Origin of the sequence: Bradyrhizobium sp. 21 (genome assembly GCF_023073335.1) — a bacterium.
Lineage (GTDB): Bacteria > Pseudomonadota > Alphaproteobacteria > Rhizobiales > Xanthobacteraceae > Bradyrhizobium.
On the sequence record NZ_JADPJG010000008.1, the window covers coordinates 1 to 14,751 of the forward strand.

Below are 14,751 nucleotides of genomic sequence, written 5' to 3' on the forward strand. Positions count from 1 at the left end.
TAGAATATTTTCGCATGCGCGGGTTGACCCGCTGGTTGGGTGTTTTGCCCGTCGGGCAACACAAGGTCTTGTAGATGCGTAGGGTGGGTTAGCGTCAGCGTAACCCACCTGTTTTCTTTCCGAGCAGACAGAAGTGGTGGATTACGCCTCCGCCTTCGCTCTTCCAGCTTTGGCAGACGCTAATCCACCCTACGGACGTCCCGCGGTTGTCCGGACTTTAGCCCCGCGGCGACCGCGGCGTCCTGCGCTTCACGGCGTGCCGGCGCGGCGAGCGGGTCACGCGCGGGCGCAGGCGGGTTGCTGCGGCGGCGCGTTTCGGCTTGGCCGTCACTTGCGGGCCGCGGGCGAGGTCCATCAGCATGCGTAGCGCCTCGAGCACGGAGCGCTGGCGCACGGCGGTGCGGCCGATAGCACCAAAGCGATGCTCGCGGTGGACGATGCGGCCGTCGCGCGCGGCAACAGCGAAATGGACGAGGCCGACCGGTTTGCCGGGCGTGGCGCCGCCGGGGCCGGCTATGCCGGTGATGGCGACAGCAAGATCGACGTCGGCACGCTCGAGGGCACCGACCGCCATCGCGATTGCGGTTTCCTTGCTGACGGCGCCGAAATTCGTCAGCGTGCCAGCCTCGACCCCCAACATCGCGCGCTTGGCGTCGTTGGAATAGGTGACGAAGCCGCGATCGATGACGTCGGAGGAGCCGGGAATGTCGGTCAGCGCGCCGGCGACGAGGCCGCCGGTGCAAGACTCGGCGGTCGCGATCGTCAGCTTGCGCATCCGGCACAGATCGAGCAGCGAGCGGGAGAGGGCGCGTGCGTCGCTGCCGCCCATGATCTTACACGCTCCAGGGGAGGCGTATGGTGGCGCTCGCGGTGGCCGCGATGCCTTCCTCGCGGCCGGTGAAGCCGAGTCGCTCGCTTGTCGTCGCCTTCACCGCGACGCGGGAGATGTCGACGCCGGAGATCTCGGCGATGCGCGCGCGCATGGTGTCGCGCAACGGGCCGATCTTTGGCCGCTCGCAGATCATGGTGACCTCGAGATTGGCGACGCGGCCGCCGCGCTCGGTGACGCGCTCGATGGCGTATTTCAAGAACTGGTCGGAGGAGGCGCCCTTCCACTTGGCATCGCTGGGCGGAAAGTGCGAACCGATGTCGCCATCGGCGAGCGCGCCGAGGATGGCGTCGACCAGCGCATGCAGACCGACATCGCCGTCGGAATGGGCCAGAAAACCCCTGGTGTGCGGCACGCGCACGCCGCAGACCATGAGATGGTCGCCGTCGCCGAAGGCATGCACGTCGTAGCCCGTGCCGGTCCTGATGTCGCCGAGCAGGCTGGCCAGGCGCGCTTCCTCGCGCACGAAATCCTCAGGCGTGGTGAGCTTCATATTGGCAACATCGCCTTCAAAGGTTGCAACCGTCAATCCCGCCCATTCGGCAATCGCGGCATCGTCGGTGAAATCGCTGCGTCCGTCCTTGGCCGCGCGACGATGCGCCTCGAGGATGACGTCGAAACGAAAGGATTGCGGCGTCTGCGCGATTCGCAGGCGGGCGCGGTCCGGCGTGTCCTCGACATTGCCGTTCTCGCCGGTGACCTTGATGGTGTCGGTGACGGCAACGACGGGGATCGCGGCGCCGGTGCGGCCGGCCGCCTCGATTGCACGCGAGATCACGCCGTCCGAGACGAAGGGTCGCGCCGCGTCGTGGATCAGGACGATGTCGGGCTCGTGCCTGGCAAGGGCTTCGAGACCGGCGAGCACCGAGGCCTGCCGGGTGGCGCCGCCATTGGTCGGAGGCTCGTGCTTGAGGCCTGCGACCGCTGCCGTGAATATGGCGCTGTCGTCGGGGTTCACCACCGGCTGCACGGCAAACACGTCTGCGTGGCGGCTGAAGGCCTCCATGGCACGATAGATCACGGGCACACCGCCGATCTCGCGATATTGCTTGGGACCACCGGCGCCTGCGCGCAGGCCGCGTCCGGCCGCGACGAGAACGACTGCGGTGCGCTGTGATTTCGCCATAGGACTCAAATACTCAGTTGGTGATGAAGAGAGTCGGGGGAGCGGGGGATTGCCGCATGCCTCTAGCACGGCAGGCCCGCAAAAAAAGGGGGTTTCCCCGGATTGTAGGATTCAGCATTTTGTTGCACTGCACTTGAAAGATTGGCAGAACTGTCTAAACTGTAGGCATGACGCTTGACTGCACAAGAATTGTGCGCAAGATAGGTCATGGCAGGCGCGATGAGGCCCTGCCTACGCAACGAGACCCCTGTGACCGGCTCGGCAATATCAGGCACTAAGCCATTGAAGATAGGCGACATTGATGTCGCCACCCCGGTCTTCCTGGCGCCGATGTCGGGGGTGACGGACTCGCCTGTCCGCCGGCTGGCCGCCGAGCTGGGGGCCGGTCTGGTCGTGTCCGAAATGACCGCCAGTGACGAGCTCGCCAATGGCCATCGGATGTCGCGGTTGCGTTGCGAAGCCACCGGGATCGGTCCGCACGTGGTCCAGCTCGCCGGTTGTGAGACGCATTGGATGGCGGAGGGCGCCCGGATCGCCGAAGCCGAAGGCGCCGACATCATCGATATCAACATGGGTTGCCCGGCCCGTCACGTCACCGGGGGCCAGTCCGGCTCCGCCCTGATGCGCGATCTCGACCATGCCGTCGGTCTGATCGACGCGACGATCGCCGCGGTGAAGGTGCCGGTGACGCTGAAGATGCGCCTCGGCTGGGACGACCGCACCCGCAACGCGCCGGAGCTGGCGCGGCGCGCGGAGGCTTCAGGCATCAAGCTGGTCGCCGTGCATGGCCGCACCCGTTGCCAGTTCTACAAGGGCGAGGCCGATTGGGACGCGATCCGCGCGGTGCGCGACGCCATCTCCATTCCGCTCGTCGTCAATGGCGACATCACATCTTATGAGAAAGCGCTCGCGGCGTTGGAGGCCTCCGGCGCCGACGCCGTGATGATCGGCCGCGGCGCGCAGGGCCAGCCCTGGCTGCCCGGCGAGATCGGCCGCCGCCTCAAGGGCGGCGCCGCGGAAGCCACGCCGTCGCTCGAGACGCAGCTGCATTACGTCCGCACGCTCTATGAGGGCGTCTGCGCGCTCTATGGCCTGCGCATCGGTCTGCGGCACGCACGCAAGCATCTCGGCTGGGCGCTCGACGTCGCGGCCGATGCGAGCCGTGCTCCGGCCGAGAAGCTGAAATCCTGGCGCCAGAAGATCCTCACCTCGGAAGATCCGCGCCTGGTCCACCGGTCACTGCAAGATGCCTTCGACGACTTCGCATGGAGCGCCGCTGCATGAGCTCAGCTGCTGAACATCGTCGGCCGGTTCCGTCCGACAGCGATGCGATCCTGGATGCCTTGCCCAACCCCGTTCTCATGATCGGGCCGGACGGCAAGATCGTCGCCGCCAACATAGCGACCGAGGCCTTCTTCGATATCTCGACGCAGTTTTTGAAACGGCAATCGCTGAAAGAGCTGGTGCCGTTCGGCAGCCCCTTGCTGGCGCTGATCGACCAGGTGCGCTCGTCGAACGCGCCGGTCAACGAATACAAGGTCGATCTCGGCACGCCGCGCATGGGCGGCGACCGCCAGGTCGATCTGCATGTCGCCCCGCTGACGGAGCGGCCCGGCCATATCGTGGTGATGCTGCAGGAGCGCTCCATCGCCGACAAGATGGACCGCCAGCTCACCCATCGCAGCGCCGCGCGCTCGGTGATCGCGCTCGCCGCGATGCTGGCGCACGAGATCAAGAACCCGCTCTCGGGTATCCGCGGCGCGGCCCAGCTTCTGGAGCAGCAGGCCTCCTCGGAAGACCGCATGCTGACGCGGCTGATCTGCGACGAGGCCGACCGCATCGTGACGCTGGTCGACCGCATGGAAGTGTTCGGCGACGAACGCCCCGTGGTGCGTGGCCCCGTCAACATCCACTCGGTGCTCGATCACGTCAAACGGCTGGCGCAGTCCGGCTTTGCCCGCAACATCCGCTTCGTCGAGGACTACGATCCCTCGCTGCCGCCGGTGCTGGCGAACCAGGACCAGCTCATTCAGGTGTTTCTCAATCTGGTCAAGAACGCGGCAGAAGCACTGATCGACGTTTCCGACGGCGAGATCCAGCTCACCACCGCGTTCCGCCCCGGTGTGCGTCTGTCAGTCCCCGGTCAAAAATCCCGTGTATCCCTGCCGCTCGAATTCTGCGTGAAGGACAACGGACCAGGCGTGCCGGACGATCTTCTGCCCAATCTGTTCGATCCCTTCGTGACCACCAAGCAGACCGGCTCGGGTCTGGGCCTGGCCCTGGTCGCAAAGATCATCGGGGATCACGGGGGCATCATCGAATGCGAATCTCAGCCGCGCAAGACCACCTTTCGCGTGCTGATGCCGATGTATTCCACATCGGTGAAACATGCCGATCACAGCAGTCGCGACGGCTCTGCCGGGAAGTCGTCGTCTGCATCTCAGGGGGCAAAATGAGGATTAACAATGCCCGCAGGTAGCATTCTCGTAGCTGATGACGACACCGCCATCCGCACGGTTCTCAATCAGGCCCTGTCCCGGGCCGGATACGAAGTCAGGCTCACCGGCAATGCCGCGACGCTGTGGCGCTGGGTCAGCCAGGGGGAGGGCGATCTCGTCATCACCGACGTCGTGATGCCGGATGAAAACGCCTTCGACCTGCTGCCGCGGATCAAGAAGATGCGGCCGAATTTGCCGGTCATCGTCATGAGCGCGCAAAACACCTTCATGACGGCGATCCGCGCCTCCGAGCGCGGCGCCTATGAATATCTGCCAAAGCCCTTCGACCTGAAGGAGCTGATCGCCATCGTCGGCCGCGCGCTGGCCGAGCCGAAGGAGCGGGTCTCGACGCCGGACGACGACGCCGAGATGGAGGCTATCCCGCTCGTCGGCCGCTCGCCGGCGATGCAGGAAATCTATCGCGTGCTGGCGCGCCTGATGCAGACCGATCTCACCGTGATGATCACGGGCGAGTCCGGGACCGGCAAGGAGCTGGTGGCGCGCGCGCTGCACGATTACGGCAAGCGCCGCAACGGCCCGTTCGTCGCGGTCAACATGGCGGCGATCCCGCGTGACCTCATCGAGTCCGAACTGTTCGGCCACGAGCGCGGTGCCTTCACCGGGGCCAACACCCGCGCCTCCGGCCGGTTCGAGCAGGCCGAGGGCGGCACGCTGTTCCTCGACGAGATCGGCGACATGCCGATGGAGGCGCAGACCCGCCTGCTGCGCGTGCTGCAGCAGGGCGAATACACCACGGTCGGCGGCCGCACCCCGATCAAGACCGACGTGCGCATCGTCGCGGCTTCCAACAAGGATCTGCGCGTTCTGATCCAGCAGGGCCTGTTCCGCGAAGATCTGTTCTTCCGTCTCAACGTCGTGCCGCTGCGGCTGCCCCCCTTGCGCGAGCGCATCGAGGATCTGCCGGATCTCGTGCGGCACTTCTTCACGCTGGCCGAGAAGGACGGCCTGCCGCCGAAAAAGCTCGACACGCTGGCGCTGGAGCGGATGAAGCAGCACCGCTGGCCGGGCAACGTGCGCGAGCTCGAGAACCTCGCCCGTCGCCTCGCCGCGCTCTATCCGCAGGACGTGATCACAGGCTCCGTCATCGACGGCGAGCTGGCGCCACCCACGGTCAGCCCCGGTGCCGCGGTCCAGCAGGGCGTCGACAATCTCGGCGGCGCGGTGGAGGCGTATCTCTCCTCGCACTTCCAGGGCTTTCCGAACGGCGTGCCGCCGCCGGGTCTCTATCACCGCATCCTCAAGGAGATCGAGGTGCCGCTGCTCACGGCCGCACTCGCCGCCACCCGCGGCAACCAGATCCGCGCCGCCGATCTGCTCGGCCTCAACCGCAATACGCTGCGGAAGAAGATCCGGGATCTCGATATCCAGGTCTACAGGAGCGGCGGCTAAGCCTTCACGGAACCGACGGTGGCTCAGCTCCCCTACCAAAGTGGAGCTGAGCCTGTCCGGATCGCGCTGGCCTTTGTGGCTGACGCGGTAAAAAGAAGTCCGGATCGACACAAATGTTCCGCTGGAACATTCGATCATTTGGCCCCGGGACGCGGCGTCGCACTCATTGGACCAATCGGCCTGAAATTGGCAGGGCGGCCATATCCCCCGGGCGAGGCTCCATGCCGGGACCGTTGACCAGGAGGTCGGCGGCCACGATCAGCAGCAGCGCAGCCGAGACCATCATTGCGAGAAAAAACTTGTCCATGCCGGGTCAAGCCGGAATGGCCAGAAACCGTTCCCGCCATCCGGCATGTCGTTGTGGATGCGTTGGTCGGTCGCGGCGTGTGGACACCATCCGGCTGACGTGAGGTGCCGTGTTGAAGCCACGTGGTGGGACCGCCCGCAGATTGAAATAAGGGCGGTCCCTGACGACCACTTCCAATTGCCCTGCCACACAGGAGCTACAGCCGACGTCACAGATACGGCCTGAGACCCGGAGGGTTTCGCCCAGCGACCGCATCACAGTCGCTTATCCACAGCCACGACCGCAGTAGCTCTGCGCCTTCTCAAGCCGCTACCCATCGACTTTTTGACTCTGGTCTGGCGGTTGCTCTCATGGGCTGCATGCCCAGCCCGCCCGTCGCCACACGCCCACCCACGCTGATGGCGCCCGGTCAAGATCACCTTCGGCGAGATGCGCCAGGGTCGCGGCGGCACCCGCCACATCCTGATCTACTGCAACAACTGCGGCCACTCCGGCACTATGTCGGCGGATCAGTGGCGCGATGACGTGCGCCTGTCCGACATCGAACGTCGCCTGGTCTGCCGAGCTTGCGGCCGTCGCGGGGCTCAGGTGCGCCCCCTGTTCGGCGCTGCGCGGATGGGGCGGCGCGATGAAACGCCGTACGGGGCCTGATGAGGAGCGCTTGAGAACATGCCAAGGCGACTCGACCGGCTGTAGCAGCACAGACGACGGCACAAAAGAAAAAGCCCCGGACGATGCCGGGGCTTTGACGTTTGATCGGCGAGATCAGATCAGTACTTGGCGACGACCGGGCCACCGAATTTGTAGTTCAAGCCGATCTTCGCGACCGAGAGCTTGTGCTTGATGTCGACGTTAGCCGTGGCAGGCACGCCTGCGAACGGGGAGAAGTCGAGCGCGATGTTCTTCTTGTCGAAATCCATATAGTCGTACTCGATGAACGCGCTCCAGTTGTGGTCAAAAGCGTATTCGGCACCGAGTCCAAGCAACCAGCCGAATGCGGTGCTGCTTGAGCTGATGGACGCCACGCCAGGTCCGCCGAAGCCGGCCGTAATACCCAAGGTATGGTCGGTGTGCAGCCAGGCCGCGCCGCCCTTCACGTAAACGAGGGTGCGGTCGCCCACGACGCCACCCAGCCGACCCGTGACGGTGCCCAACCAATCGCTCTTCGCCGTGCACGAGGCGATGCCGCCGAGGCAGGGGGTGGTGCCTTTCACGTCCATGCCGGCGATGTCGCCCTGCACGCCGAAAACAACCCAGCCGGACTGGTAGTTATAGCCGAGCTGGCCGCCACCAAGGAAACCGCTTCGGCTATTCTGAGCGATGGGAAACCCGCCGGGAATAGCGCCACCGGGGTTAATGGCGGTCAAAGTCGACTCAGTCGTACCCCAACCAGCGCCGACGTGGCCGCCGATGTAGAAGCCGGTCCAGTTCCAGACGGCGGCGGGAGCCATCAGAGGCGCCTTGGTAGCCATGTCTGCGGCGAAGCTCAGGCTTGTTGAAGCAAGGAGAATAGCGGCGGCAGCGATCTTTGTTTTCATTGTATGGCCTCAACAACTTGATGAACGGGTGTTTTCAATACTCAGTGGTTTTACGGACCACTGGCAGAGGGGCCTAGTGCATAGGCGCAACACCTCGCCCACGCAGCCAGGGCTAGAACGCCGTTCCTTGGACTTCAGCGCCAGCGGCAGCTATCTCGGCACCCTGGACCAAGGGCTGTACACTGCCACGCTCGGCTCGCTGAAGCCGTTGGTCCGCAGGACGCAGCCCTTCTCGAAGGGGATCGCCAACAGCGGCACCCCAACCTGTGGACGTTCGCGCGCGGCTTCGGAGACTTCGACGGCGGTGACCGGCCGACCCGATGAAGCACGGCGACATCGAACAGCCTTAAGCCCTTGACGCCATGATGTTGCTGTATTTCGGCAACAATGTGGTACGAATACATCAGTATCCGCCCGCCGCGGCCTCCTTTTTCAGCACCATTGCCGGAATGACCAGCGCAGACACCACGGCCGCATCCTTTGACACGGCCCCAGCGGAAGAGCCCCGGCGTTGGTCGGCGCGACGCTGGCTGGTGCCGTTCGCCGTGGCGCTGGCGCTGCTGTCGGCCCTCCTGACCTTCGTGGTCCTGACCGGCCTCTCGAACATCGAGCCGACGCCGGCGATTGTCCGCTCGTTCTATCTGATCAATGCGGGCACGATCCTGCTGCTGGTCGGCATCATCATTCGCGAGCTCTGGCAACTGATCCTGGCACGACGGCGGGGCAGGGCAGCGGCGCGCCTCCATGTCCAGATCGTCAGCCTGTTCTCGATCGTGGCGGTGCTCCCGGCGGTGCTGGTCGCCGTCGTCGCCAACGTCACCATCGAGCGCGGCCTCGACCGCCTGTTCTCCGGCCCGACCAAGGAGGTGATCCAGAACTCGCTGACGATCGCGCGGGCCTACATGCAGGACCATGCGCAGCTGATCCGCGGCGACATTCTCGGCATGGCCAACGACATCGCGCATGCGCGGCCGCTCTACGACCAGGACCGCCGCTCGTTCCGCGAGCTGCTGACCGCCAGCGCCGGCTCCCGCAATCTGCCGGGGGCGATGATCATCGACAAGAACACCAACATTCTCGAATCCGCCGACACGGGCATGCGGCTGGCCTATTCGCCGCCGGCGCCGGACTTCCTCGGCAACGTCAACGAATCCGAGCCCGAGATCGCGGTGCTGCCCGATGCGAGCTTCGTCGCCGCCGTGGTCCGCTTGCGCGCCTTCAGCGACACCTTCCTCTACGTCGCACGGCCGCTCGACCCGAACGTCGTCAACCAGCTCAAGCAGACCGAGGTCAGCGTCGCCGAATACGCCCAGATCGAGTCGCGCCGGCTCGGCATCCAGGTCGCCTTCGCGCTGATGTTCGCCGTGATCGCGCTGACCATCCTGATGGCCTCGGTGCTGATCGGCCTCAACTTCGCCAACTCGCTGGTCTCGCCGATCCGGCGGCTGATGAACGCGGCCCACACGGTCTCGACCGGCGATCTCAATGTCAAAGTGCCCGTGCACCAGTCGGAAGGCGACCTCGCCCAGCTCGGCGAGACCTTCAACAAGATGACGCAGGAATTGCGCAGCCAGCGCGACGAACTCGTCAACGCCAGCGACCTCATCGACAGCCGCCGCCGCTTCATCGAGGCGGTGCTGTCCTCCGCAAGCGCAGGCATCATCGGCGTCGATACCTCGGGCAGCGTCGGCATCCTCAACCGATCCGCCGAAAAGCTGATCGGGCACTCCGAAGCCGAGACGCTCGGCCATCCGCTCTCCGACGTGCTGCCCGAACTCGAAGAGATGATGAAGACGGCGCGGGAAGGGACCCAGCGCCTGGTGCAGGGCCAGATCACGATCACGCGCGACGGGCAGGAACGCAATCTGTCGGTCCGCGTCAGCGCAGAGAAGACCAGCCAGCCGCACGACAGCTACATCATCACGCTCGACGACATCACCGATCTGGTCTCGGCGCAGCGCACCTCGGCCTGGGGTGACGTCGCCCGCCGCATCGCCCACGAGATCAAGAACCCGCTGACACCGATTCAGCTCTCGGCCGAGCGCATCCGCCGCAAATTCGGCAAGGACATTACCGAGGGCAAGGACAAGCAGATCTTCGAGCAGTGCACCGACACCATCGTGCGCCAGGTCGACGATATCCGCCGCATGGTCGACGAATTCTCGCGCTTCGCGCGGATGCCGAAGCCGGTGATGGAAGGCGAGGACGTCGCCGATACCGTGCGGCAGGCGGTTTTTCTGATGAAGGTCGCCCATCCCGAGATCGATATCGAGGCCGACTTCAAGGAAGATCCGCTGCGCGCCCAGTTCGACCGGCGACTGATCTCGCAGGCGGTCACCAACATCGTCAAGAACGCCACCGAGGCGATCGAGCAGGTCCCGCCGGAGGAGCTCGGCCGGAACGACGGAAAGGGCCGCATCGACGTCGTGGTCTCGCGCGAGGGCGAGGACGTGCTGATCGACGTCATCGACAACGGCATCGGCCTGCCCAAGGTGGCGCGATCGCGCCTCCTTGAGCCCTATGTGACGACGCGCGCCAAGGGCACCGGCCTTGGGCTCGCGATCGTCGGCCGCGTGCTTGAAGACCATGGCGGGCGCATCGAGCTGAAGGACGCCTCCGATTTCCGCGAGGGCCAGCGCGGCGCCTGGATGCGGATGCGTTTTGCGATCTCCGGCGCTCCCGCGAAGAGCGAAGGGACCGAGCAGGCGCCGGCCGCCAAGGAAACCAGCAAGGACGCGGCAACGGAAACGGCTCCGCAGGAAACAAAAGCGCCGGCCGCCGAAACCAAAGAGCCGGCTGAAAAGACCAATGATTCAACGAAGATCGAAGCCTCAACAGGCATCTGACAAGACAGGCGCGACCCATGGCAAGTGAAATTCTGATTGTCGATGATGAGGCCGATATTCGGGATCTCGTTGCGGGCATCCTCGAAGACGAGGGTTTCGTGACCCGGACCGCGCGCGACAGCGATACAGCGCTCGCCGAAATCGCCAACCGCAGGCCGCATCTGGTGTTCCTCGACATCTGGCTGCAAGGCTCCAAGCTCGACGGCCTGCAGCTGCTGGAGCAGGTCAAGAAGGACAACCCCGATTTGCCGGTCGTGATGATCTCCGGTCACGGCAACATCGAGACCGCGGTCGCCGCGATCAAGCGCGGCGCCTACGACTTCATCGAAAAGCCGTTCAAGGCGGACCGGCTGATCCTGGTCGCGAACCGCGCACTGGAGAACTCGCGGCTCAAGCGCGAGGTCAAGGAATTGAAGCAGCTCGCGCCGAGCGCAAGCTCGCTCGTCGGCCGGTCGCCCAGCATGAACCAGCTGCGCCAGACCATCGAGCGCGCGGCGAAGGCCAACAGCCGCATCCTGATCGTCGGCCCCGCCGGCGCCGGCAAGGAATTGGCCGCGCGGACGCTGCATACGGCCTCGGGCCGTGCTGACGGTCCCTTCGTCGTGATCAACGCAGCCGCGATCACGCCCGACCGCATGGAGCATGAGCTGTTCGGGATCGAGCAGTCCAACGGCGAGCACGCGCGCAAGCCCGGCGCGCTCGAAGAGGCCCATGGCGGCACGCTGTTCATCGACGAGATCGCGGACATGCCGCGCGAGACCCAGAACAAGATCCTGCGCGTGCTGGTCGAGCAGTCGTTCCAACGCGTCGGCGGCACCGCCAAGGTGCAGGTCGACGTGCGCATCATCTCGTCGACCGCGCGCAATCTCGAAGAGGAGATCGCGGCCGGCCATTTCCGCGAGGACCTTTATCATCGGCTCTCGGTGGTGCCGATCCGCGTGCCCGCGCTGTCGGAGCGCCGCGAGGACATTCCGGAATTGATCGACTACTTCATGGAGCAGATCTCGGCCGGCAGCGGCCTGCCCAAGCGGCAGATCGGGCAGGACGCGATGGCGGTCCTGCAATCGCATGTCTGGCCGGGCAATGTGCGCCAGCTCCGCAACAATGTTGAGAGAGTCATGATTCTGGCCGCAGGCGGGCCGGAGGTCATCATCACGGCCGACATGCTGCCTCAGGACGTCGGCTCGATGGTGCCGGCGATGCCGACCAGCAACAATGGCGAGCACATCATGGGATTGCCGCTACGCGAGGCCCGCGAAGTGTTCGAGCGCGACTATTTGATTGCACAAATCAGCCGTTTTTCAGGAAATATTTCTCGTACGGCTGAGTTCGTTGGCATGGAACGTTCGGCGTTGCACCGCAAGTTGAAGGCCCTCGGCGTTGGCTAGCACCGCGCGCACGTTCGCATTTGGCGAGGAAAATCATCGATTTCCGTAGTTTTTCGGGGCAATACGGCGTGGGCTGCCGCGTGAAGCGGCTTGCCTAATATGCCCACCTGTCCTCTAATCGCACAGCTATTCCTTCCGAGGGGGATCTCATGAGGAACGGCAACCGGGAGAGGCTCCGAATTTCACAAAGAGAGCCGCAACCGGCGCAATAAAAAGAAACTCAAAGCGAGAAAAAAACAATGGCGGCAGACCGCGCACAAAACCTTCAGGACACCTTCCTTAATCACGTTCGCAAAACCAAGACGCCACTGACGATCTTTCTGGTCAACGGAGTGAAGCTCCAGGGCATCGTGACCTGGTTCGACAATTTCTGTTTGCTGCTTCGGCGCGACGGTCACTCGCAACTCGTCTACAAACATGCGATCTCGACCATCATGCCGGGCGCTCCGATCCAGTTGTTCGAAGGCGGCGAGGATCAGCCGGCTTGAGAGTGATCTGATTGGAACCCCGGAATTTCGGCGGGGAGGCCGACCGTCCGCGGTCGGCAGGGGCAAAGCAAACGGGGCGGGTGCTTGTCATCGGCCCCTATTTGCGCGTGCGCGCGGGCAATGCCGACGCGCAATCGGAGAGCCATATCTTGCGTGACGCCGAGGCCCGGCTCGATGAAGCCGCCGGCCTCGCGCGCGCGATTGATCTCGTCATTGCCGACGCCATCATCACGCCGATCAGCCAGATCAGGCCCGCGACCTACATCGGCAAGGGCAAGGTCGAGGAGATCGCCGCGCTCGCCAAGAGCCTCGAGGTCGAGCTCGTGGTGATGGATTGTGCGCTTGCGCCGATCCAACAGCGCAATCTCGAGAAGGAGTTGCAGGCAAAGGTGCTCGACCGCACCGGCCTCATCCTGGAAATCTTCGGCCGCCGCGCCAAGACCAGGGAAGGCTCGCTGCAGGTCGAGCTCGCGCACCTCAACTACCAACGTTCGCGCCTGGTGCGCTCATGGACCCATCTCGAACGCCAGCGCGGCGGCTTTGGATTCATGGGCGGTCCCGGCGAGACGCAGATCGAAGCCGACCGCCGCCTGATCCAGGAACGCATCTCCAAGCTGGAGGGTGACCTGAAGAAGGTGCAGGCGACGCGGCGTCTGCATCGTGCAGGACGCCAGCGCGTGCCGTATCGCGTGGTCGCGCTGGTCGGCTACACCAATGCCGGCAAGTCGACGCTGTTCAACCGCCTGACACGCGCCGACGTGCAGGCGGCCGATATGCTGTTCGCCACGCTCGACCCGACCCTGCGCGCGCTCACTTTGCCGCATGGCGGCAAGGCGATGCTGTCCGATACCGTCGGCTTCATCTCTAATCTGCCGACGCAGCTCGTGGCCGCCTTCCGCGCCACGCTGGAAGAGGTGCTGGAGGCCGACGTCATCCTGCATGTGCGCGACATCTCGCACGACGACGCCGAAGCGCAGCAGGGCGACGTCGATGCCGTACTGCGCCAGCTCGGCATCAATCCCGACGACTCAGGCCGCATCATCGAAGTCTGGAACAAGATTGATCGCTACGATCCGGAGCAACGCGAAAATCTCCTGAACATCGCCGCGCGCAGGCCGGAAGATCATCCGGCCATGCTGGTCTCGGCCGTGTCAGGCGAAGGAATCGACGCGCTGCTCGCCGTGATCGAGGAACGGCTCGCGGCAAAACGCACAACGCTCGATCTTTCGATCGATGCGGCCGACGGCGCCGGCATCTCCTGGCTGCACCGCAATGCCGAAGTGCTGGTCAAGGAACTTCACGATGGCCGCTTCGACATGACCGTGCGGGTGGACGAGACCAAGCGCGACATCGTGGTGAGCAGGTTCGACGCCGTGCCGCGCGTGGCGTGATCCCACGGCGGCGTTGCGTCTATCTCCGACGATCTCAGTCGGTTACCGACCCGGCGCGGTAGCCTTCGGCCGAAGCACGGACAGCAGCTTCGAGGCGGGTGTGCCGCCATGGCCCGATATGTAGGCATCCATGACAGCGGCCACTTTCTCATGGCGCCGGGCATTGGTGCCGAGCGCCCATCCGGCGGTCGAAGCCACGATGATCTCGTAGCCGAGCGCGTCGCCGTATTTCGATTTTATCTGTCCATAAATCTCCTTTGGACCGCCCGATATCGCAACCGTGACCTTCGCAACATCGATCGCGATGAGCTCGGAGCGATTGGCCGTTTGTGCGAGAAAGTCGATGATCATGCGGACATATCGCTCGTCACCGCTGGCGAAGAATGCACCCCAGAGGATGTCGAGGTGAGTTGGCCGCACGATGCGGATGTCGCTGAGCTGCGAGGGCAGATTGGCGAGCTCAGCCTGTAACGACGGATCATGGCCCGCTTCATCGAGGCGTGGCTTTAATTTCTGCCGAGCGATCTCGTTGCCCGCGAGCTTGAGTGCGGCATCGACTGCATCCGCGCTTCTGGCGTTGAGGCGCGCAGGCATGAGCTGCTCGATCCAATCCGGATTTTTGCGCAACACGACCGCATAGAAGCCGATCGCAGGCGGAAATGCGGTCCAGTCCGGGGCCGCCGCGGCATATCTCTCAAAGAACCCGATTAATCGCTCAGGTTGTGGATCCCTGTAGAACGATTGGAGCAATTCCTCGTCCGCGCCTTGCGCGAACGCCGTTTGCGGTGCCCCCGCAAGCAGGATACCCTAGGCGAGACTCTGCGCGACGACGACTGCAATCGCCCGCAACACTGAAGTCAATTTCATGCG

General features: G+C 64.4%; 11 protein-coding genes. 7 read left to right on the top strand and 4 right to left on the bottom strand.

From position 1 onward, the window contains the following. Positions 1-217: 217 nt before the first annotated feature. Together IVB31_RS11890 and IVB31_RS11895 are read right to left on the bottom strand one after the other, a co-directional pair. A complete protein-coding gene (locus IVB31_RS11890; protein ID WP_247322150.1) occupies positions 218-829 on the bottom strand; it encodes a CinA family protein in 612 nt (203 codons plus the stop codon). Positions 830-833: 4 nt separating this feature from the next. Further along, positions 834-2,015: a bifunctional 2-C-methyl-D-erythritol 4-phosphate cytidylyltransferase/2-C-methyl-D-erythritol 2,4-cyclodiphosphate synthase gene (locus IVB31_RS11895; protein ID WP_247322153.1), complete on the bottom strand. Its 1,182-nt coding sequence runs from the start codon at positions 2,013-2,015 to the stop codon at positions 834-836. Between the two features lie 282 nt (positions 2,016-2,297). Between IVB31_RS11895 and dusB the strand changes: the two genes are divergently transcribed. From dusB to ntrC, 3 genes are read left to right on the top strand one after another with little or no spacing between them, the layout of a single operon-like run. After that, entirely contained in the window at positions 2,298-3,299 is a 1,002-nt protein-coding gene (gene dusB / locus IVB31_RS11900; RefSeq protein ID WP_247322156.1) for a tRNA dihydrouridine synthase DusB, read from the top strand. After that, complete coding sequence (locus tag IVB31_RS11905) at positions 3,296-4,471, top strand: nitrogen regulation protein NR(II) (protein WP_247322158.1); 1,176 nt, start codon at positions 3,296-3,298, stop codon at positions 4,469-4,471. Before dusB ends, IVB31_RS11905 begins: the two co-directional genes overlap by 4 nt. A 9-nt stretch (positions 4,472-4,480) precedes the next feature. Beyond that, positions 4,481-5,923 carry a nitrogen regulation protein NR(I) gene (ntrC, locus tag IVB31_RS11910; RefSeq protein ID WP_247322161.1) on the top strand — a complete coding sequence of 481 codons (1,443 nt, stop codon included), beginning with the start codon at positions 4,481-4,483 and terminating at the stop codon, positions 5,921-5,923. A gap of 1,077 nt (positions 5,924-7,000) precedes the next feature. Here the strand turns inward: ntrC and IVB31_RS11915 are convergent. Then, a complete protein-coding gene (locus tag IVB31_RS11915; protein WP_247322162.1) occupies positions 7,001-7,768 on the bottom strand; it encodes an outer membrane protein in 768 nt (255 codons plus the stop codon). 449 nt (positions 7,769-8,217) lie between these two features. On the opposite strand from IVB31_RS11915, the gene IVB31_RS11920 reads away from it, so the two are divergent. The 4 genes from IVB31_RS11920 to hflX all read left to right on the top strand — a co-directional run bounded on the left by IVB31_RS11920 (position 8,218) and on the right by hflX (position 13,881). Beyond that, positions 8,218-10,614 carry a PAS domain-containing sensor histidine kinase gene (locus IVB31_RS11920; protein ID WP_247322163.1) on the top strand — a complete coding sequence of 799 codons (2,397 nt, stop codon included), beginning with the start codon at positions 8,218-8,220 and terminating at the stop codon, positions 10,612-10,614. A 17-nt stretch (positions 10,615-10,631) separates the two neighbouring features. After that, positions 10,632-12,002: a sigma-54 dependent transcriptional regulator gene (locus IVB31_RS11925; protein WP_247322164.1), complete on the top strand. Its 1,371-nt coding sequence runs from the start codon at positions 10,632-10,634 to the stop codon at positions 12,000-12,002. 239 nt (positions 12,003-12,241) lie between these two features. After that, positions 12,242-12,490: an RNA chaperone Hfq gene (hfq, locus tag IVB31_RS11930; RefSeq protein WP_007591126.1), complete on the top strand. Its 249-nt coding sequence runs from the start codon at positions 12,242-12,244 to the stop codon at positions 12,488-12,490. A gap of 11 nt (positions 12,491-12,501) precedes the next feature. After that, on the top strand, positions 12,502-13,881 hold the full coding sequence (gene hflX, locus IVB31_RS11935) for a GTPase HflX (RefSeq protein ID WP_247322165.1): 1,380 nt from the start codon (positions 12,502-12,504) through the stop codon (positions 13,879-13,881). Positions 13,882-13,923: 42 nt separating this feature from the next. Here hflX and IVB31_RS11940 read toward each other — a convergent pair whose 3' ends face one another. Beyond that, positions 13,924-14,475 carry a hypothetical protein gene (locus IVB31_RS11940; RefSeq protein ID WP_247322166.1) on the bottom strand — a complete coding sequence of 184 codons (552 nt, stop codon included), beginning with the start codon at positions 14,473-14,475 and terminating at the stop codon, positions 13,924-13,926. Positions 14,476-14,751 lie beyond the last annotated feature (276 nt).